At 41.2% G+C, this 21,481-nt stretch carries 16 protein-coding genes; 1 reads left to right on the top strand and 15 read right to left on the bottom strand.

The window, feature by feature from the left end; all coding sequences use genetic code 11:
* Positions 1 to 15: 15 nt before the first annotated feature.
* From ACH9UM_RS01995 to ACH9UM_RS01925, 15 genes are all read right to left on the bottom strand, one after another.
* On the bottom strand, positions 16 to 1,140 hold the full coding sequence (locus ACH9UM_RS01995) for a tyrosine-type recombinase/integrase (RefSeq protein WP_006426957.1): 1,125 nt from the start codon (positions 1,138 to 1,140) through the stop codon (positions 16 to 18).
* A gap of 155 nt (positions 1,141 to 1,295) precedes the next feature.
* Positions 1,296 to 3,263, bottom strand: coding sequence for an ATP-dependent DNA helicase (locus tag ACH9UM_RS01990; protein ID WP_015513360.1), 1,968 nt, complete (start codon positions 3,261 to 3,263; stop codon positions 1,296 to 1,298).
* A gap of 516 nt (positions 3,264 to 3,779) precedes the next feature.
* Positions 3,780 to 4,214 (bottom strand): LuxR C-terminal-related transcriptional regulator, encoded by a 435-nt coding sequence (locus tag ACH9UM_RS01985; RefSeq protein ID WP_015513359.1) that lies wholly within the window; start codon positions 4,212 to 4,214, stop codon positions 3,780 to 3,782.
* 314 nt (positions 4,215 to 4,528) lie between these two features.
* Complete coding sequence (locus tag ACH9UM_RS01980; RefSeq protein WP_400091799.1) at positions 4,529 to 4,906, bottom strand: winged helix-turn-helix domain-containing protein; 378 nt, start codon at positions 4,904 to 4,906, stop codon at positions 4,529 to 4,531.
* Positions 4,815 to 5,228 (bottom strand): hypothetical protein, encoded by a 414-nt coding sequence (locus ACH9UM_RS01975; RefSeq protein WP_400091796.1) that lies wholly within the window; start codon positions 5,226 to 5,228, stop codon positions 4,815 to 4,817. Before ACH9UM_RS01975 ends, ACH9UM_RS01980 begins: the two co-directional genes overlap by 92 nt.
* Before the next feature lie 81 nt (positions 5,229 to 5,309).
* Positions 5,310 to 5,717 carry a metal-dependent transcriptional regulator gene (locus tag ACH9UM_RS01970; protein WP_015513357.1) on the bottom strand — a complete coding sequence of 136 codons (408 nt, stop codon included), beginning with the start codon at positions 5,715 to 5,717 and terminating at the stop codon, positions 5,310 to 5,312.
* Between the two features lie 48 nt (positions 5,718 to 5,765).
* Positions 5,766 to 7,508 (bottom strand): amino acid ABC transporter ATP-binding/permease protein, encoded by a 1,743-nt coding sequence (locus ACH9UM_RS01965; protein ID WP_015513356.1) that lies wholly within the window; start codon positions 7,506 to 7,508, stop codon positions 5,766 to 5,768.
* Positions 7,508 to 9,247 (bottom strand): ABC transporter ATP-binding protein/permease, encoded by a 1,740-nt coding sequence (locus ACH9UM_RS01960; protein ID WP_015513355.1) that lies wholly within the window; start codon positions 9,245 to 9,247, stop codon positions 7,508 to 7,510. The genes ACH9UM_RS01965 and ACH9UM_RS01960 overlap by 1 nt, the downstream gene beginning before the upstream one ends.
* Positions 9,248 to 9,254: 7 nt before the next feature.
* Entirely contained in the window at positions 9,255 to 9,605 is a 351-nt protein-coding gene (locus tag ACH9UM_RS01955) for a nitrous oxide-stimulated promoter family protein (RefSeq protein ID WP_015513354.1), read from the bottom strand.
* Between the two features lie 4 nt (positions 9,606 to 9,609).
* Complete coding sequence (locus tag ACH9UM_RS01950; protein WP_015513353.1) at positions 9,610 to 10,020, bottom strand: YbaN family protein; 411 nt, start codon at positions 10,018 to 10,020, stop codon at positions 9,610 to 9,612.
* 68 nt (positions 10,021 to 10,088) lie between these two features.
* Positions 10,089 to 10,943 carry an ABC transporter ATP-binding protein gene (locus ACH9UM_RS01945; protein WP_229092161.1) on the bottom strand — a complete coding sequence of 285 codons (855 nt, stop codon included), beginning with the start codon at positions 10,941 to 10,943 and terminating at the stop codon, positions 10,089 to 10,091.
* Positions 10,933 to 12,006: an iron ABC transporter permease gene (locus ACH9UM_RS01940; protein ID WP_015513351.1), complete on the bottom strand. Its 1,074-nt coding sequence runs from the start codon at positions 12,004 to 12,006 to the stop codon at positions 10,933 to 10,935. The genes ACH9UM_RS01945 and ACH9UM_RS01940 overlap by 11 nt, the downstream gene beginning before the upstream one ends.
* 14 nt (positions 12,007 to 12,020) lie before the next feature.
* Positions 12,021 to 13,196, bottom strand: a complete 1,176-nt coding sequence (gene isdE, locus ACH9UM_RS01935; RefSeq protein WP_055247030.1) for a heme ABC transporter substrate-binding protein IsdE — start codon at positions 13,194 to 13,196, stop codon at positions 12,021 to 12,023.
* A complete protein-coding gene (locus ACH9UM_RS01930) occupies positions 13,186 to 14,187 on the bottom strand; it encodes a heme-binding Shp domain-containing protein (protein ID WP_055159318.1) in 1,002 nt (333 codons plus the stop codon). The genes isdE and ACH9UM_RS01930 overlap by 11 nt, the downstream gene beginning before the upstream one ends.
* An 80-nt stretch (positions 14,188 to 14,267) precedes the next feature.
* A complete protein-coding gene (locus ACH9UM_RS01925) occupies positions 14,268 to 19,937 on the bottom strand; it encodes an NEAT domain-containing protein (RefSeq protein ID WP_400091792.1) in 5,670 nt (1,889 codons plus the stop codon).
* A gap of 276 nt (positions 19,938 to 20,213) precedes the next feature.
* Here ACH9UM_RS01925 and ACH9UM_RS01920 point away from each other — a divergent pair, with 276 nt between their 5' ends.
* A complete protein-coding gene (locus tag ACH9UM_RS01920) occupies positions 20,214 to 21,383 on the top strand; it encodes an IS110 family transposase (protein WP_009243756.1) in 1,170 nt (389 codons plus the stop codon).
* Positions 21,384 to 21,481: the final 98 nt, after the last annotated feature.

Raw genomic sequence — 21,481 nt, 5'->3', positions numbered from 1 at the left:
ATTTCTCACACCTCCCTACTCCAGCAGACGTTCCGCCCCATAAATAGCAGTGTGTTGTGCATAAAACTCATTACTTGCTTCTATCAGTTCATCATCCAGCCAGTCCAGATACTTTATAGTCGTATCCAAATGTTTATGCCCCAATGCCTGACTGATCATTTCCAGTTCCCATCCTGCCTGCTTTCGCATATTTGCAAAATAGTGACGTAACATGTGGGGTGTGATTTTAACTCCGGTTTTCTTTTCCATTCGGTCCAACATATCATATACACTGTCCACTCTTAATGGCTTTCCAATGTTCTCACCCATGATATTCACAAACAGGTAATCCTGATGTTGCAGGATTTTCCGATATTTTGCCAGATAATCCATGAGAAATTCAAACGTATCATTACTTATCTTGGCACTTCTGTATTCCGCATTTTTGGCTCTCGCTTCATTTTCATTATCTTCCCGGAAGCATACCCTTATCATGTGATTCCTATAATCAATATCTTTGACATATTTTACTCCCAGTAGTTCCCCAATTCTGTATCCGGTTTCTGCTAACATAAGTAACAGAAGCTGATCTCTTCGGTTCGTACAGGCCTGTAAAATTGTAATAATCTGATTTTCTTTTGCTGTTCTCCCACGATGTTCCTCTTCCTTCAGATAGGCTTTAAAAGAATGATTCCGCAGTACCTTTTTTACTCCCACCTGATTAACCGCTATAATCTGGTTATACGATAAGGTTTTGAGACTTCCGTACTGTTCATATTCTGCCTCTATAAATAAATAGAACCTGAACACATCTTTTAAGTATGCGTTGCAGGTTCCTTCATTCGGACACTTCTTTTCTCCAGCCGTTTGCTCTGTATGGTTTCCGGCTTTAAGCCAGTATAAAAATTCCACAAAGTGTTCTGTCTGTTTTTCATAATCTAACTGATAGACTTCTGTGAGTTCCATTTCTTTCTCTGCCATATATTTCATATAATAGCAGATTGAAAATGCTGTGCGTTTCACTGTATTTGGTGAACGTTTACATTTAATCTTATGCATTAGATATTTACTTGGCAGTTCTTCAATACTCATTGTTTCCAGATTTCTGATGAAAAAATATTTTTCTGTTCCATCTTTTATCGTTTCCACCTTGTATATCATAAGCTGCCTCCTTTCCTCTAACGCTATACACAGTATACCCACTTCATGCCGAAATAGCTATTCATCAATACCAACAATCCCACCGAAAACGCCCTTGAAATACGACCAAACTTTTCGTGCTAAATCTGCTATTTCTGTAGCAGAACCACGAACGGTTACAGGTAGTATTCCACGCCTTTCCGGTTTCGGATAAAGTGCTGGATATCCTTGATGTCTTTTGCCATCTTGCAGCTTGGAAGCGCACACATCACTTCCTCATGATACCTGCCGCCTTCTCCTGCACGCTCGTCTAAAATGGACACGACACAAGTATCTGTCTCGGTGCGGAGTGCCCGTCCGAATCCCTGTCTTAGTTTTTTCTGCATGTCTGGAACAATCACTGCCTGAATATAATCTTTCAGGCTGGCATATTCCTTCTTCTGTGCTTCGCTGATGGGATCAGGAACAGCAAAGGGCAGTTTTACTATAATCAGCGAAGATACCATATCTCCAGGGAAGTCTACTCCTTCCCAACAGGAGCCGGCTGCAAAAAGGACAGCATTGTCCATCTGTTTAAATCTTGTGATCTCTTCCGGTGAATGTCTCCACACCTCTATCATCGGGAACGGAATTTCATCCCTTAACATCTGGTAAACGTTTCCCATCAAATGATAAGATGTGAACAGCACCAGCGTATGCCCGTAAGTCGAACAGATCAGTGAATGGATATGGCCTGCTATCATCTCCGCCTCTTCCTGACTTCCTCTTCTGGATTTTTTCAAATTCTTAGGCAGATATAAAAGACAGTTCTTCTGATATTCAAACGGGGAGTCTGCCACATATTCCCGGACTCTCCGCACTCTCTGTAATCCTGTCATTTTCCGAATGTGGGAAAATCCCTGTCCGGTTTTTAAAGTTCCGCTTGTAAGAATCGCTCCCATTCCTCTGCTCCATAACATCTGGTCCAGATACTGTGGAATCCGCCTGCTGGATGCACACAATATAATCCTGTGATCATGGTCCTGCTTCAGATGCAGTACATACTTCTTATCCTGATGGAAAAAGTATTCCAACACACTTCTGGTTTCTTCCAGCTTGTTTCTGATCCACTTCGGAATCTTCTTTTCTAATTTTTCTATGATCTTATTCATGGTCTGTATCCCCTCACATAAATACATTGCACACTCTTCTGTCATGTGGAATTCTTCTTTTATCCCATATCTGGTTCTGTGGTTTTCTCCTATGATGTCCAGCACCATACGGATCGTCCCAGACAGTTTTCTTATCTCCGGGCCTTGGTACTCTTTCCCAAGATAAAAGCAGATTTCCCGGATATCGTCATAACAGAGGCTCTTCCCGAACATCTGCTTTGCCGCATCCGGCAGCTTATGTGCTTCATCGACAATCAATGCCCGGTAGTCTTTTAATAACGGGCGGTAATCCTGCAGCCTGTGATAACCATCAGCCAGCAGATAATTGTGATTACAGATCTGAATGAACATTTCATGATCTCTGGAACGCTCCAGATACTGCTGATACCTGCATGAGCCTCTTTTCGGGCAGTCTCCCGAACAGAACTTCGGTACACTCACCATCCTTCTGTCAAACCCACTTAAGTTGGACACTTCGTCCATATCATAATGTTCTTTCAACGACAGCAGAGCTTCTTTCTGCAACGCATTTTTGTTTTTTTCTTCGATTGCAACGATTCGTTGCTCCAACCTCTCATCGCAGACAAAATGCTCTTTCCCTTTTCGTATCACAGCTTTAATAGGGGCCTGAATCGTCCCGTTCTCCTGAAGAATCCGGGAGAGAAAAGGGATATATTCTGTAAGAATTGCTTTCTGGAGTGTAATGCTGGAAGTAGATATCACGATCGGACGCTGCTCATAAGGGGAACATCCTTCTGCAAGGAGAGAATATTTTCTCATCAGAACACAGGCCACCAGATAGGCATACGTCTTGCCGATACCGACACCCGCATCACACAGTGCTATGTTTCTTCCCAGCAGGTTATCCAGCATTTCGTGGCATAACATAATCTGTTCTTCCCTTACTGCCATTCCATGTTCTGGAAACAGCACACGAAAGATTGTATCAATTTCACGATGCGCTCTTTTTAAATATTCTTTTGTGTAATACATAATTTGTTACCTAATATGCGTGCTGATACCACATCAATACGGCTGTAAAGGATTTCTCCCTACAGCCGCATGTATCTGATATCAACGACACATTCTTCCTTGATTTCTTATACTTTTGTTTTTTGGCGTTGTATTTGTCCTCGACTCCCCCATTGCCTTACGGGAACATTACAGGCGGATGCTTGGCATTGCACCACTCATGGATTTTCTAAAGGTCTTGCTGATTACAACCCAAAGTCCATCCTCTGCTCACTGGCAGTTCCTATGTATCATTATCCCCTCGTAAGTGATCCTCGCAAAAGACCGCCACGGTCTGTTTCAGTTAAAGGTAATTCGCTCGAAACAAAAACACCAGCAAAGAATTTTTTATATTCTTTCCTGTCATTTTCATTTGTCCTCGCGCCTTCCTAACACGCTTCTACTTACGGGAACGTACCTGTAATGCTGGTATAGGATTGTCAAAGTACACTGGCAAAATTTACCTGCCTATTAAATAGCCGATGAAAAATGCTGTTATTATTCAATTTTCGACAAATTATTTAATTTTTTTCTTAAACGGTTTCTTTTGGTATAAACGGTCTGTTCTGCCATTCCCATAATTTTGGCAATCTCTCTTCCTGAATATCCCCATGTACTAAGCAAAAGTATCTCTAATGTCTGATGTTCTGTGCCCTTTAATAATTCATAGATCCGTCGGTCTCCAATGTTGTCTAAAAGTTCTCGGATATCCTGTGCAAACCGTCCTCTGTCCCTTTGTTTTATGGAATCCATATCCTGCATCATTTCATCCAGATGTTCCCGGAATCTGCGCTCTTCCAGAAAATCTTCCCTGTCCATCTGGCGCAACTTTTGGATCTTCTCTTCTTCCATTCCCAGTTCACGCAGTTTCTTTTCTTCCTGTTCTTTCCAATAATTCCACTTTCGTTCTTCACTTGTCTTGTTATAAGCCATTTAGCTTTCCTCCGATCTGATTTTTGGTATAGAAATCAAATCGGAGCATGGCGGTGACCGGATATGTACGTTATAATGTTCGAAAAATGTCGAATAAAAAAATGCTGCAACCTCTTCGATTACAGCACTTCTTTTTCCCTTACTCTTTTGTTTTTTTAAGGACTTCCATTGATGCAAATATAACTCTTCTCCTTGTCATGCCTTACTAAAACACCACAAAAAGAAGTATATAGAAAAAGACTGTCAGAACTGTGTAATGTAACAGTCATCTGCCAGTCACTTTTCGCATAATTCGACATTTTTCTACATTTTGCTCAATGTCTGTCTATATCTAAATAATATCCCACCTTTCGTATACTCTGAATTATCTTTGCAGCCTCCGGTTCTGTCTTTTCCATTTTTTTGCGGAGTCTGCGTACAAAACACCAGATCATGTTGGCAGAGTCATCTCCATATGGTTCTTTCCATAACTGTTCAAAGATAATCTCATGGGTAACTACCTGTCTGGAGGCATCTGCCAACAGATACAGGAATGCCTTTTCTCGCTCATTTAGGGTTGCAAGCTCATGCTTCCCCCAGTAAACAGTATGATAACGGCAGTCAATTAGAAGTTTTCCTTTCCTTATGATCTCCTGCTTTTCTCTTTTTTCTTCCAGTGTTCCATGTGATATCGGAACGTCTGAGTAATGCATACAGGTACGTGTTGATCAAGCTGACCGAAGGATGTGGAAATACTAGGTCTGCACCCCATTCGATATACTTTTTTACCGCCTGAATCCCCGGTATCACTACAATAATCGGAGCCCTGCTGTACTGCCGGACTTCCCAAATCAGCCTGCCCAGCTTTCCGTTATCATTTCTCACAAGCATCAATACTGCGTCATAGACCGCTATGGTATGGAATTTTTCAAACACATCCAGATTAACGGTCGTACATTCCCACTCATTTTTTAACCCTTCACAAAGTTGACTCCACTTATCTACCTCATCCGCAGCAATCAATACTTTTTTCATTTGTATCCCTTTTCTTATGTTACTTCATTTTTAAAGCAGAAAAGACAGTGAAATCTCTCCACCGCCTTTCCTGTTTTTGATTTAATTCGTTAATTTCATTTCTTCGTTTAACGTATTCTCTTCCTTCATCTTCCGTACCAATTCTTGAATCTTTTTATAAGATTCTTCGCTGATTGTATGTTCCATCCGACACGCATCATGATTTGCAGTTTCCGAAGATACTCCTATTCGTCGTAAAAATTCTTCTAAAAGCACATGCCTTGCATAGATTTTTTTTGCAATCTTTCTTCCTTCTTCTGTCAGTTCAATGCTGCCATATCGGTCTTTTATTACATATCCATCTGCCAGCAGTCCACGTACTGCAACTGAAACACTCGCTTTGGAATAGTTCAGATAATCACTAAGCATAGAATTACGAACATATCCTTTCTGACGTTTCAATACATACGCCGCTTCCAGATAATCTTCTTTGGATTCTCCAATTTTCATATACTACTTTATCCCCTTTTGGAAAGTATTTCTTCTGCATTCCTGCTGTTAAGAAATTCTGCCATTCTCCATTTCATATACCACATCTGCCACATTCATTGTGGATACTCTGTGGGATACCAAGACAACTGTTTTCTTCTTGGCCGATTCTTTCAATGATTTTAAGATAATTCCCTCATTTAAAGAGTCGAGGTTCGATGTAGGCTCATCGAGTAGAATGAGGGGGCATTCATGGAGAAATGCTCTTGCAATTCCGATTCTCTGTTTTTCACCACCGGACAGCGTATCACCCAGTTCTCCGACTTCTGTATCATATCCTTTCGGAAGTGTCATAATGAAATCATGGATAGATGCTTTCTTTGCGGCTTCCATAATCTCTTCTCTGGATGCTCCCGGCTTTGCGATGGCAATGTTGTTTGCAATGGAATCATGGAACAGGTGTGTTTCCTGCGTAACATAACTTTCCATATCTCTTAAATGCTTGGTTGGAATCTTGCGGACATCTGTACCGTCTACCGATACACTTCCATCCTGCACATCCCAGAACCGCATCAACAGTTTTAAGAGTGTAGATTTTCCGGAACCGCTCGCACCATGAATCCCTGTGATTTTACCCGGCTGTAATTTCAGTGAATAGTTATCTAAAATAACTTCTTCACCATAAGCAAATGTTACGTTCTCTGCCTCTGCTCCTTTAAATTCATATTCCATGCTCTCTACACCGGAAGTTTCCACATCCCCCGGAATTTCTTCCACAAGCGGCGTCTCTTCCAGAAGGGAGAGAACACGTTCACCACTTGCCAATGTCTGGTTCAGGTTGTTGGAAAGGCTTGATAATGCTACTACCGGTCCGAAAGAACCCATCATTGCGATGGTACAGGTTAAGATTCCCTCGAATCCCATCGCACCTTTGTCGTACAGCCAGATTGTCAGTGCCAGCATTCCAAAGGATGCAAGCAGGATAACCATGTTCGTAAATGAACGCTGTGAGCCTTCCATTTTGCTTAATGACTCCTGCATTCCTGCAAGATTTTTGGAACGCTCAGACATCTGCTCTTTTCTCTTTTCACCCTGTCCGTACTGGATGGTCTCGTCCAATCCTCGTAAAGAGTCCAGAACAAAGCTGTTCAGTTCTCCGAAGTTTGTCCGAAATTCCATTCCCTTCTGGCTGCCACGTTTTCCATTCCACATCGGGATGGCTACTCCGACAATCAGATAAGCTGCCAGTGCAAGCACGCCTGCTAACCAGTGATATCTTCCGATAAAAATCACCATAATAATTGAGGTCAGTGTTGCAATCGCAATCGGGGAAATGGTATGTGCATAGAACACTTCCAGTAATTCGATATCGGTTGTAATAATCGAGATCAGATTTCCCTTGTCCCGTCCTTCCAGTTTTGCCGGGCAGAGTTTTCTCAGTGCTGCAAACACTTTATGGCGGATGATTGCCAACAGCTTAAATGCGATAAAATGATTACAATACTGTTCCACATAATGCAGGATTCCACGAAGCACTGCAATTACGATCATGACTGTGATAATCGTTTTTACTGGAGTAAATACCAGCCACATATTGTCCACCGGAACAATCATTCCGGCTACTCCTGTCAGAAGACCATGCACGATGACCTGTCCTGCCAGTATCGTCAGGAAGATTGCACATAAATAACCCAATGTTCCAAGGATGATTGCTGCCAGCATGATATGGAGCAGGGGTTTTACCAGACCAATCAGACTTCCCATGATCTGGAGGGCACTTCTGCGTTTTGTTGTATTCGTATTTTCACTCATTATGCCACTCCTCCTTTTCCATAGTTTTCCAATGCCATCTGGCTTTCATACAGATGTCTGTACGCACCATTCCGGCTCATCAGTTCGTCATGCTTTCCGCTTTCTTTGATTTCTCCGTCTTTTAAGAAATAAATCTTGTCAGACTTCACAACATTTGCCAGTCTGTGAGAGATCAGAAGCACCGTCTTTGTCTTTGCCAGTTCGTGAATCACATTCATGATCAGTTCTTCACTTTCTACATCGATATTGGATGCGGCTTCATCAAAAATATAAACCGCACTGTCTGTCCGAAGCAACGCTCTGGCAATCACCAGTCTCTGACACTGACCGCCGGACAGGTTACTTGCTTTTTCCAGCAACTGTGTCTGCAAGCCATCCTGTGTCTGTAAGAACCCTAAGAGATTCACTTTCTGAAGGACAGCTTCCATCTCTTCTTTCGTTGCGTCCGGTTTTGCCATCTTCAGATTTTCTTCTACTGTACCTTTGAACAGGTAGCTGTTATGGCGAACCAGAACAACCCTCTGCATCAGATTGGTTTCATTCACTTCATTAAGCGGTACGCCACCGATGGTAATTTCTCCGTTATATCCCCGGTTCTTTGCTGCAAGGATTCCGGCAATCGTACTCTTACCACATCCGGATTCACCAACCAGTGATACAAAACTTCCTGCCGGAAGATTTAAGTTGATTCCTTTTAAAATCTCTCTGTCCTCTTCATAAGAAAAGTGCACATCTTTTAATGTAACATCTAACGCGACCTCCGGCAGTGTTTTTTCTCCAGCCTGTGGTTCCGGCAGATCTAAAATCTTGAAAATCTTATCACTCGCTGCCATACCATTCATTGCGATATGGAAGAATGAACCAAGCAGTCTGAGTGGCAGGAAAAACTCGCTGGCAAGCAGAACAATACATAACGTTCCTGCTACACTGATATTTCCTTTTAAGAATTCGGACACCGCGACTGCCATACCGATCGCAGCTCCACCATAGGCAACAATATCCATCATGCTTGTGGAATTGAGCTGCATGGTCAGCACCTTCATCGTAATCTTACGGAAATTCTGGGATTCCACATCTATCTCATCTGCTTTCTGCTGGTCTGCCTGATAAATCTTCAGTGTGGTAAGTCCCTGTAAATTTTCAAGGAACGAATCTCCCAGTCCAGTATAGATGCTCCAATAGTTATTTAATAATCTCTTCGCCACTTTCTGTACCACCACGATAGAAATCGGGATCAGTGGTACACAGATCAGCAGGATCACACTCGCTTTCAGGCTCACTCTGCAAAGAATGATAAATAATGTCAGTGGTGCAATCAGGCTGTAAAATAATTGTGGAAGATATTTTCCAAAGTATGTTTCCAACTGCTCCACACCCTCAGTTGACACCTGTACGACCTCCGAAGAGGATACCTGCTCACTGTAGGAAGCTCCCAACTTTAACATTTTCTCATAAATCTTTTCACGCAGAATCCGCTTTACATCCACACACGCCAGATAGGAAGACCTTGCTCCCATCCGTTCACAGATAAATCGAATCACCACAACCAGAACTAAAATCAGTATTGTCCGCTCAATGATCGGTACGGTTACTGCCCGGTACACTACCCGTTCCAGTAAATCTGCGATAGAAAAGACTGCCAACACTTGCGACAGGAGGGCTGCCCACTGCCACAAAATCGTATACACGATATACTTTTTTGCGTGGGACAACAGCCCCACCAGTCTTGTTTTAATCATAAAAATCTTACCCTTTTGTTTCTTTCTTCGATTCTTTTTTACTGCATACCAGATGCCATACTGCAAGAACTGGATGGTATAATAACATCCTTGGTCCTGAAAAACGCATAACCTGCCTGATCTGTTCTCTCACCTCTGGCTTATAGCAATGCACTTTACAGTTTGCGCAAAATGTCTTTTCTTTCATAAAAGGACACTTTTCACTTCGAAGTCTTGCATAATCCAAAAGTTCCTGACAGACAGGACAAATCTGCCCTGCCTGCCTGTCTTCTTTCGGATGTTTTTTCCGGCAATACAGCCGGATCATCTCTTCCACGACATGCTGTTCCTTCTGTCGTTTCTTTTCTACTTTATCCATCATATTATTCCACTTCTGCACCTTCCGGTAATTCTTCTCTCACTTTTAAAGTTTTCACTCGAAGGAAGAAGTATAACAGGTGGCATACCCAAACCACTGCGATACAGATTCTTCCGATTGGTACATTCTTCATGCAGATAAAGCCGATTGCCATGACTACCGTTACCATTCCGATAATCTTGCATTTTGTTCCTATTGTCATGGCTCTTTTCTGAACAAAACTGTCCAGATGTTTCTTATAAAGATTCGTTCCTACGAACCAGTCGTGCAGTTTCTTAGAACTCTTTGCAAAGCAAAACAGTGTTGCCATATAAAACGGAACGGTTGGCAGGATAGGAAGTACAATTCCTATCGTACCAAGTCCCAGGCAAAGAAATCCAAGCACGATCCATACTACTTTTAAAGGATTTTTCATCTTCTTTCTGTTCTCCTGTGGGAGTTTTCCTCCCCTTTATTTCTTGTCGTTCTACTACTATTTTCTTCTTACACCGCCAGCACAAACTTCCGTCCATCAACCCTTGTCACACCAAGCTCAATGCCATACAGTTCCCGGATGCTCTCTTCCGTAATCACTTCTTCCGGATCACCTTCCACCAGCACTTTTCCATCTTTCATGCCGATGACATTATCTGAATATGCGATTGCCTGATTGATGTCGTGCAGTACCATGATGATGGTTATTCCAAATTCCTGATTGAGTTTTTTCACCAGTTGCAGGATCTCAATCTGATACCGGATATCCAAATAGGTAGTCGGCTCATCGAGGAACAGCGTCTTTGTTCCCTGACAAAGTGCCATTGCAATCCATACACGCTGACGCTGTCCACCGGAAAGTCTTGACACTTCTCTGTCACGATATTCTGTCAGATTGGTTACTTCCAATGCCCACTGAATCATACGCTCATCTTCGGCACTGTCTCCCTGCATCATTTTCTTATGTGGGGTTCTTCCGAATGCCACCAGATTCTCAACGGTGATATCGTCTGATGCACTGTTATACTGCTGAACAATCGCAACCTTTCTGGCAAATTCTTTTAAATTCAGGTTCTGGATATTCTTTCCTTTGAGGAAAATATTTCCTTTTCTCGGATATAAGTTTTTCGTCATCAGGGAAAACAATGTAGATTTTCCACATCCGTTTGCTCCCATAATCGTTGTGATTTTACCTTCTTCAATCTTCAGGGATACGCCCTTTAAGACTTTATTTTTTCCATAGGAAAAGTGCAGATCTCTAACTTCCATCGCAGGCTTGTCTGCCCACTTATCCGCTTTTTTCACTTTCTTTGCTGCTTCATTCTCTGTAGAAGTCAAATCCATATTCTTTTCTTTACTTCGCATACTTCTTAGACCTCCTTAACAGAATGATGAAGAATGGGCCTCCGACCACACTCATAATGATGGATGCGGATACCTCATACGGAGCAGCTATCGTTCTTCCGATGGTATCTGCCAGCAGGAACGTAAACGCTCCGAACAAAGCACTAAATGGAACTAATGCCTTGTGGTCGCTTCCTACTAAAATTCTTCCGATATGCGGAACAATCAGTCCTAAGAAACTAATCACTCCGGCTACTGCTGTGGAAATACTTGCAAGCAATACTGCTATCAGTGAAATCACGATACGCATTGCATTGACATTGATTCCAAGGCTTCGTGCTGTCTTATCTTCCAGTGCTAACAGATTACACATCTTCGTCATAATCAGTGCCAGAACCAGTCCGATAATTACATACGGTACTAAGGTTTTCACATCATCCCAAGTTTTCATTGTGATATTACCATTGACGATGGCTGCCACGCCAGACATGTTTCCGCCATTCATTGAATTCAGCGCACTGGATAATCCGGTGAACATTGCATCGACTGCCACACCGACAAGGATAATTCTTAAGGGACTTAATCCCCCTTTCCATGACAGGCTGTAAACTAAGACAAATGCAATCACACCACCAAGAAATGCAAATAATGGAGTGAAGAAAAATAAAGTCGGTGCAAATGCGGTAATGAGTACCGCCGCAAAACTTGCTCCACTGGAAATACCGATGATTCCCGGATCGGCAAGTGGATTTTTTAATACCGCCTGAAATAACACACCCGATACCGCTATCGCAGCTCCGGCTAACATGGAGATTACAATTCGTGGGAATCGTAAGTCATAGATTGTTGCCACGTCTTCATTGTACTTTACAAATAATCCTTTCAGTAGTTCCGGGAAGCTGACTTTCAGGCTTCCGATATTCACTGCCGCAAAAAATAATGCAACCAGCAATACGATCATTACAATAAAGGAAATGGCTGCTTTTGCTGTTTTCCGATGCTTTCTTGCTTTATCCTGACCGGAGAGGTTCTGGACTTCCCTTTCGGAAGTCTCAGAAGTATTTTTTAATTCTGTCTCTTTCATCTGTCCTCTCCTTTCTACTTGCTCTGCTGTTCGTTGTATTTTTCAGTTGCGTCAGAATCCTTTGCTTTCTTCTGTGCATTATCACTGGTTTCTTTTGCTTTTGCTGAATCTTCATCACTTTCCGGATAAAGGATTGGCTGTAATTCTTCCAGTGCCTGTGGATACTTAAACGTAGCACTCATACCGAAATATTCATAAGTCAGATCATAAACTCTGCCGTTCTTCACAGCATCGAAATGCTGCCAGATGTCATTCTCCGCAAAATCTTTATTGAACATTTCTACCACCTGATCCGGCAGTGCATGTGCGGCACGTAAGATAATATCCGGCTCTTTGGTTTTCATGTCTTCAGTATTTACGGTCAAAAATTCCTGATCGGTGTCAGAGTATACATTCTCTCCGCCTGCCAGTTCCACCAGACTTCCTACATAGGAATTCGGTGTTGCGATAATATAAGACCCCGGAAGTCCCATCAGGATCATTACCTTCGGATGGTCTTTTCCTTCATTCTTTTTCTTATAATCATCATAGAATTCTGTAAACTCGTCCACCAGTTTCTGTGCCTGATCTTCTCTGTCGAAAATCTCACCCAGTTCCTGAATGGAACGGTACATACCCGGCACACTTCTAAGATTCAAAAACGCCCAGTCTGTATCGATTGCTTCATATTTCGGCTGCAGATCACTCTGCAATGACACCGGACTTAAAATCCAGTCTGGATTAAGTGAGGATACAATCTCCATATCCGGACTCATGGCTGTTCCGACTGTATCTACATCTTTGTATCTGTCTGGAATTGTGGATACGGTGCTACTGCAAACACCTACCAAATCCAGTTCCAGCTTGTCACAGATATCTGCGGTTGCCGGAGAAGTCGCTATAATTCTTGGGCTTTCTTTCATAGCCTGTACTTTTTTCTTGGCTGCTTCTACGGCTGCCTTTTCTTCCGGATCATTAATCTCTAAGAGAGACTTGGCATCTTCATTGGAAGAATCCTTGTCCGATTTGCTGTCAGAAGTCTTTTTATCTGCCGTCTTACTGCTGGCTGTCTCATCTGTACTGCTCTCTGTCTGCGTAGCAGAATCACTGCTTTTCTTTCCCTGACTCTGGTCTACACAACCTGCCAGAGAAAAAATCATGGTCATTGCAAGGAGAACAGCCGATGCTTTTTTCAAACGCCTATTCATCATCGTCCTCTGCACCTCCCCAACGTTTCCAGTTCTTACGGAAGAAATAAATCACTCCGGATACTGCTCCAAGCAGAATCAGACCTGTTACTACAACTGCCAATGCAATCTGAAAAATCCGGTTGCCGGAAGAAGTATTTCCGCTATCGGAATCGCTGTCACTTGTTCCATCTTTCGCAGTAGAAAGACTTAATCCTTCTGAAGAATTTACTGGATTTTCTGTATCCAGTGAAGAAGAATCACTGCTCGGTTTTGCAGCTTCTGTAATACTGCTCTCCAGTTTCTTTGATGAGCTGCTGGAAGAACTGCTTTTATCGGATGAGCCGGAACTCTGAAGAGAAGAACTTCCAGAACTTAAACTTCCACTGGAAGTAGAACCTGAATTATCTACTGAACCAGAACCACTGGATTCTACTGCTGTTCCATCAGAACTTTCTGTTACCATAGTTGCGTTCATGTCTGTATTGTTTCCTTCACTGTAGTTGCTCGGATACAGATAGAAAATAACATCTCTTCCCATCGGTTCTACATACATGGAACCTCTGACTACACAGTTTTCGCTTGGCACACGCATACACACATCGGCTGTTGTACCGTTGCTGTCTGAACCATTTCCTGTAATACCGATTTCTGATGGTGTAGACCAGCCGGAATCTCCTACATTCTGTACCTGAAAACTATGTCCACTGGTGTAGTCCATCAGACTCATGCGGATGGTCAGATAATAAGCTCCATCGTCTGATACTTCCAAGATACCATTGCTGTATACACAACCTTCTACCATGCCCTGTCCTGTTGCATAAGAACTCTCTCCACCGGAATCTTCGATTACTCCGGTAACCGGGTGTGCGTAACATCTGTTAATTGTACAGCTATACACTGTCCCGCTTGCGGCATAAGCCTTAACAGCAGGAAAGCCTGCCATTAAAGTAATGGCAAGCACACAAGTCATAATGGCAGACAATATTTTATTTTTTTTCGCTGCTAATTTCATTCCTTATCTCCTGTTAAATGAGTTTGGCAGACTCCCAGTCCCGAAGGAATGGGAGGGTCGTCTGCCAAATCTCTACTTAATTATTTTATGTTTGCTTTTTTCTTTCTGTTGTACTCCATGATTCCTGCCAGTAAAGCGACTCCTCCGAGAAGAAGGATAGCTGCCCACAGGGTATTGTTCTGTACAACATCACCAGTCTTAACGTTGGATGCTGATTTCAGGCTGGAACCTGATCCAAGGCTGGATGTTCCACTCTTCAGACTTGAAGAACCACTTCCAAGTGAGGAAGAACCAAGTTTGCTGCTTCCAAGAGAACTGCTTCCAAGGGTATTATTTCCAAGTGAGCTGTTTCCAATAGAAGAATTACTGTTGTTATTTCCGTTGGAATTACTATTATTGTTGTCGTTCTTATCAAAGTCTGGATCATCGGATGTTGTTGCTTTTAATGAGCTCCTATCCAGTTTCAGGTATACTGGCTGTGTTCCTGTACCAGAGCTGATTGCGTCCATAATCGGAACGAATACCTGTAACGGAACATATCCATCATTCAGAGCTTCCGGAATCAATTCGAATGTAACGACATCTGGATAGTTTGTTCCATAAGAATCAGATACTAACGTTCCATCTGCATTCTTCTGATAACTATCTACGGTAACATCTGCAAGTGATCCCTGCGGATTACCATACTGAGGATCAACACTATAACCTGTTGTGAAGTATTTCAGCTGGCTTAAATATCCAAGTTTTTGTCCTACGGTCAGTCCGTTGAAGTTCAGAGTGATATAGTATTTACCATTCTTCACTGTCAGTTTAATTGTATGGTTGATTGCTTCATTTGACATAGAATAAGTATTCTTGTCTACTTTCACCATTGTTCCATAGATAGAGTAAACCCCATCAGCAAGGTTCTTGATATCCAGTTTTCCATCACTCTTCTTTGCTAACTGCTGGATTGCTTCTGTCAGTTTTGTCACCTGATCATCTACCAGTTTCTGTGATGCAGAATCATTATCCATTACATTCTGAGCACGACCTACTGCACTCTGTAATGTTGCAAGAGAACTTTCTGTATAAATGTCTGTCTGGCTTAAATATGTCTTTGCTTCTGCAATCTTGCTTTCCAGTTTGCTCTTATCTACAACTGCTTTTTCTACCAGTCCGTTTAATGCAGTTGTCAGAGATTTCTCTGCTGCTGCAACTTCTGCCTCTGTTGCTTTTGGATTTGCTGCAACATTCTCAGCCAGTGTAATTGCTGTATTCAGGACCGTCAAACTGCTGCTTTCATAAACATCTGTTTTTGCTGCCTCAGCTTTTGCTTTTTCAATCAGGGCATTTAAGTTTGTCTTATCAACAACTCTTAAACTGTCAAGTGCTGTCTGAAGTGCTGTAACCTGTGCCTGAACTTCTGCCTTGGTAGCATCTTCTTTTGCTGCTACTGCCTGTGCATTTGTGATTGCTGTCTTTAATGCTTCTAATGTTGCAGAAGTATAAACAACATCGGTACGATTTGCTTCTGCTGTTGCTTTTTCAATCAAAGCATTCAGTTCTGTCTTGTCTACGATCTGAGTTTCTACTGCATCTACGGCTGCCTGTAAAGCTGTCACCTGCAGATCAATTTCTTTCTGTGTAGAATTCATATCATTGTAAACATCCTGAGCTGTCATGTAAGCCGCATTTAAAGCGTTCCAGTATTCGTCAGCAACATCACCCTGCTGCATACCGGATACCTGATTCAGAAGTGCTTCGATTACACTGTTGTCTCTTTCTACTCCTGTCTCCTGTTTGATGTTTGCCCAGTCGATAGAAACTCTGGCAACCTTTGTACCCTGTCCTTCACCGATGCTTTCCATAACCGGAACATAAACCTCTACATAGAACAGGTTGTCGTTCAGTTCAATCGGGATTGATAATTTTTTTGGATACCAGTTTCCTTCTGTATTCTTGTCGTAATACTCAGAGTTCTTGTCATTAAATAAATCGTAAACATCTGTGTACTCTTCCAGAATTGTTGCATCGGAAGCTTCATATTTTACCGGATAATTATATTTGTTGTATTCAACCGTATCCATATCTACTTTTTTCAGTTTGTACAGATAACCTGTCATTCCGGCAAATTTCATGGACTGGAAGTTCATCTCCAGTGTTACTTCACCTTTACCCGTAACTCTTACAATTCCGTTCTGAATCATGGAAGCATTTCCCATAGAATCTTCATCGGATGTTGCGTTGAGCAGTTTGATCGGTACGGAATATGTACCTTCAAAAATCTGCGGATATTTTTCAAAGAGATCACTCTGTTTGTTTTTAACAACAAGTGCTTCATAAGAAGAGGTCAGCAGTTTTGTCTGCTTTTCTACTTCTGGTTTTGTTGCATTGACATCAGCGGATACTTTCTGAGCAGATTTGATTGCTGCCTGGAAACTGTTCCAACTGTTGTCTGTATAAGTGCCGTCATTTGTCTTGGTCAGTGCATTTTCGATATAGCCATTTAATTCTGACTTATCTACTGCATCATCCAGACGAACAAGTGCTTTCACTGCTTTATCCAGCTTGTCAACCTGTTCATTCATTTCATCTACTGTCGCATCAGATTTTGCTAATACTTCTTCAGCTTCCTTGATTGCAGCCTTCAGATTCTCATAACTGTCTTTTGTATAATTTGCTTCTGCATAATTATTTTTCGCATCGGAAACTGCCTGATCCAGTTCTGCTCTTGCTTTTACGTCTTCTTTCATTACAAGACCTGCTGTTGCTGTGTCCAGAGTAACTTCCGCTGCTGTGATTTCTGACTGGAATGCCACTTTGTCTGCCAGAACACTCTCTGCTGTAGCAATGGCATTTGTCAATACTGCAAATGAATCACTTGTGTAATTCTTCTCTTTTAATACTTTTGCATCATTCAGTTTTGATTCCAGATCGGATTTTTTAATTTCCTGTTTTACTGCAGATTTTAAATCAAGATTTAACAGGAGTTCTGCTTCTCCGCTTTCTGTTGTTACTTTTACTTTATGGTTTTCTACATTTGCAGGAAGTTTCACTACAAGTCTGCCTGCGTCTGTATCTGCATCCGCATATCCGGCACCCTTGCGATACTGCATACCGGTAATTCCGTCCACGTACAGATAAGCAGTTACATTGCCGTCTTTATCTGTATATAAACGAGCAGATTTTAATCCTGCATTCAAATCACTTGCTGTTCCATCCTGATTGGTAAGTGTTGCCTGTACTTCGTAAACACCTTTTTCCATGGAAACGGCTGTTGACATCGGTACAAGTGCATCTACTGCTGACTGAAGGTCTGCGGATGCCTGATCTGCATTTTCTTCTGTTACCTTTCCTTCCTGAGCAGTAATCACTGCCTGAAGGTCTGCCCAGCTTTCTGCTGTATAATCTGCTTCATTTAATGCTTTGGCATTTTTCAGGACTTTATTGTATTTGTCAAGTCCAGTTGCCTCTTTTAATCCGCTGATTGCATCAGAAATTTCTTTATCTAATGCTACGATTTCAGAATCGTTTGCAGAAGTTGTTCCGTCGATTACCTTCTGAGCTTTTGCTACTGCGTCAGATAATACTTTGTAAGATTCCTCTGTATAATTGTCGGCTGTATATTTAGATGCTTTATCAACTGCTACAACTAAAACAGATTTATCGTGGGTTGGCTCGTTAATTTCTGCCACAGGTGTTAAACCAGATAAAGTCATAAATGCAGTTCTGCATCCTTCACCAGATCCAGGAACTTTATGCTGAAGTTCATCCATGATAGGAACAAAGAAGTTCAAATATACCCCATCATCTCTGTCTGCTGATTCTGGAAATTCAAAACCTACGCTCTTCGGATAATATAAGTCATATTCTTCCGCATAGGAATCCATATCTGTGCTTCCCGAATCATTTAGGTAGTAACTATAATAATCAAGCGGTGTATATTCACTTAATATCGGAAGTCCGTTTTCTTCTGTCTGCTCATTATTTGCCCAGAATATTCCATTTGTATAACCATATCTGCCCGTAATCACAATTCCTTGTGTATCAAAATAGATATGTTTCTTTCCATTCTCTACTACCAAACGAGCTGAATCATTTACAACCGCAGAATTGCTCATAGACAATCTATCCGGCTGATCCTGCTGCCACATAGTAACATTAACATTATATGTTCCGTCCTGGATTTCTGAAATATCTACTTTATCCGCTTTTTGTGTAATGGCGATTGTATTATAAACACGAGTAGTGCCTGTTATAACCAGTTCATCGCCCTCCATGTGAATACTTCCATCATCATTTTTATAGGAAGATGAATCAAAATACTCTATCGGATTAAACATTTCATTTACTGGATAATACCATTGAACTTCTATTTTGCTCGTATCCCAGTCTTTCGGAATTTTTACTCTTAATTCTACTGCTCTCGATGGAATAACCTGCGAGTCATTCATTTTTAATGACAAATTATAGATCAATGCTTTTGAAGCGTTTCCTGCTAATAAAGAATAATATTTGTTATATTCACTATCTTCATCTGAGGTTTCCTGTAAAAGTTCTGCTCCAAATTTTGCTTTACTATTAACTGTATAGTTATCTGTTACAAGTGTAACATCACCATCTGTCAATTCGAGTTTTTCTTTCGGTGTTGTTCTTACTCGCAATTCTCCATAGTAGGTACCATCTTCTGTTTGTATCTCAACCTGTTTTCCAAAAATAGCTTCTTCTAAGTTTTCGTATTCAATGGAAAATTTTCCATCTTCCAAAATATTGTCTGAATAAACAGAAATATACTTATTCTTTTTTACTTCTCTCGAATACGCATACATATATTGACGATATGAAGAAGTTGAAGGATAAGTACACTCGCCTAAATCCATAATTTCTTCAAGTACTCTTATTGAATCAATGCTACTTGTCTCTGCTGTAACAGTAACTTTTCCATTCTCAATTTTTGCTTCACAAGTACCACTAAACAAATCATTTGCAGTTTTTTCTTCTGCTACAAATCCTGTGAAATCCGGTGAATCTCCAACACTGGTTACAACTTTAGAAAGCTCCAATCCAATATTTTTATAATTTTCTTCGTTAATCTCTTTAGCAACTACTGCATTATTTACATCAAATGTAAATTTTCCGTTTACAATTCCGTACATATAGCTTTCCAAGTCATCATCTGTTCTTCCATAACTATAGAAAGCTTTAGTATACATCGTTCCTTCCAGTGTATCCACATCAAAAGAATACCACGACACACCCGTTGTTGCTTTTTCAACAGAATAATTTTGAATGTATTTATCATTCCACTCTTCATTAATTTGTCCTTGTTCCTTCAAATATTCCGTTGCCTCTGATGGATTTTCCTCATTATTAGCAATATATTTTTCTGGAATATTAAAAGTTCCCATAGGTGCATTCGAAGGTGCTATATCATCTGAAATTACACCCGGTTTTGAGAACTGCAAAATATCAATTTTTTCATAATTTTCAATCTGTAAGGTTACATGATATGTTCCATTATCATTCTTTTTTACTAGTGCAACATTATCCATGTAATCCTGAACTGTACCCGAATAAGGCTCCTCCGTAAGCAGTTTTCCAGAAGGTCCATAAAAAGTCAGTGGAACAACATATTCATTTTGGTTATCTAACTCTGTATTTGCGGTATTTGTTTCTTTCTGTTCACCAGCAAACGCTTGTATATTCATACCGCCAAGTAACATACTTGTACTCAATACAAAGGCTAATATCTTTTTTATTTTTTTCATTTTTCCTTGTATGATAATTAGGAAGTTAATTATCACACGTTTCCTTTCTTTTAATATCGTGGTTCAATACAATTCAGATACTATGGACTTTTGATTTTTCCCTGTAGCCTTGACTACTCGACTGGAGTGTATTGCCGCTACCTTTATCTGAATTGTTTATTAGCTGGATGTTGCCGGAGTGTTTTTCACTCAGAGTACTTATTTCTATCAAGTCTACGATGATAATCGATGGTGGACATCATGGTATCAGACTTTATGAAAGGGAGGTACAACCTCATGAAAATTTTTGTAGGCATTGATATTGCCAAACTCAACCATTTCGCCGCTGCGATTTCTTCGGACGGTGAAATACTCATTGAGCCGTTCAAATTCACAAACGACGCTGATGGCTTCCAACTGCTGGTCTCTAAGCTCGAATCATTCGATAAGAACAGCATCATCATCGGTCTTGAGTCGACGGCACACTACGGTGACAACCTTGTTCGATACCTTGTTGCTGAGTTCTACCAAGTGTGTGTGTTGAACCCCATCAAAACCTGTCAGATGCGTAAGAACAATGTTCGTAAAACAAAGACAGATAAGGTCGACACATTTGTTATTGCTAAAACTCTTATGATGCAGGATGACCTAAGATTTATTACCTTCTTTGATCTCGATATGATGGATCTTAAGGCCTTGGGGCGCTTTCGGCAGAAAACCATTAAGCAACGCACCCGATTGAAAATCCAACTGACAACCTATGTTGATCAAGTATTCCCGGAGATTCAATACTTTTTCAAATCCGGTCTGCATCAGAATGCTGTCTATGCTCTTTTAAAAGAAGCACCTTCTCCAAAAGAGATTGCTTCCATGCATATGACTCATCTGGCAAATCTGCTCAAAGTGAACTCGCACGGACATTTTACTAAAGAGCAGGCCAAAGAATTAAGAATTCTCGCACAGAAGTCTGTCGGTGCCAACGACAGCGCTATATCTATTCAGATAACTCAAACCATTCAACAAATCGAGTTACTGGATAGCCAATTAGAAAAGATTGAAGCTGAGATGACGGATATCATGAAATTTAACGATTCTGTCATCATGACCATTCCTGGTATCGGTTATATCAATGGTGGAATGATCCTTGGTGAAATAGGCGATATTCACCGTTTCTCCAATCCAAACAAGCTGCTTGCTTTTGCAGGCCTGGATCCTTCTGTTTATCAGTCTGGTAACTTTCAGGCTAAGACAACAAGGATGTCCAAACGTGGCTCTCGTGTTTTACGATATGCTCTTGTAAATGCAGCTTGGAACGTTGTCAGGAACAACGCAACCTTCAAGGCTTATTATGATGCCAAGAGGGCTGAAGGCCGGTCTCACTACAATGCACTTGGGCACTGTGCCGGCAAGCTTGTCAGAGTCATCTGGAAGATGCTCACTGACGAAGTAGAATTTAACCTCGAGTAAGAGATCTGTATACCTATATCGATAGATTTTGAAAAAGCACCCTAAGGGAGCTCTATTAAAGTTACCCTTTTTTACCACCGATATGAAAAAGAAATTTT

The sequence above is a fragment of the Mediterraneibacter torques genome, from assembly GCF_044591705.1.
GTDB classification, from domain to species: domain Bacteria; phylum Bacillota; class Clostridia; order Lachnospirales; family Lachnospiraceae; genus Mediterraneibacter; species Mediterraneibacter torques.
The sequence above is the reverse complement of the archived record's forward strand: the minus strand, read 5'-3'. Positions and strand labels throughout refer to the sequence as shown.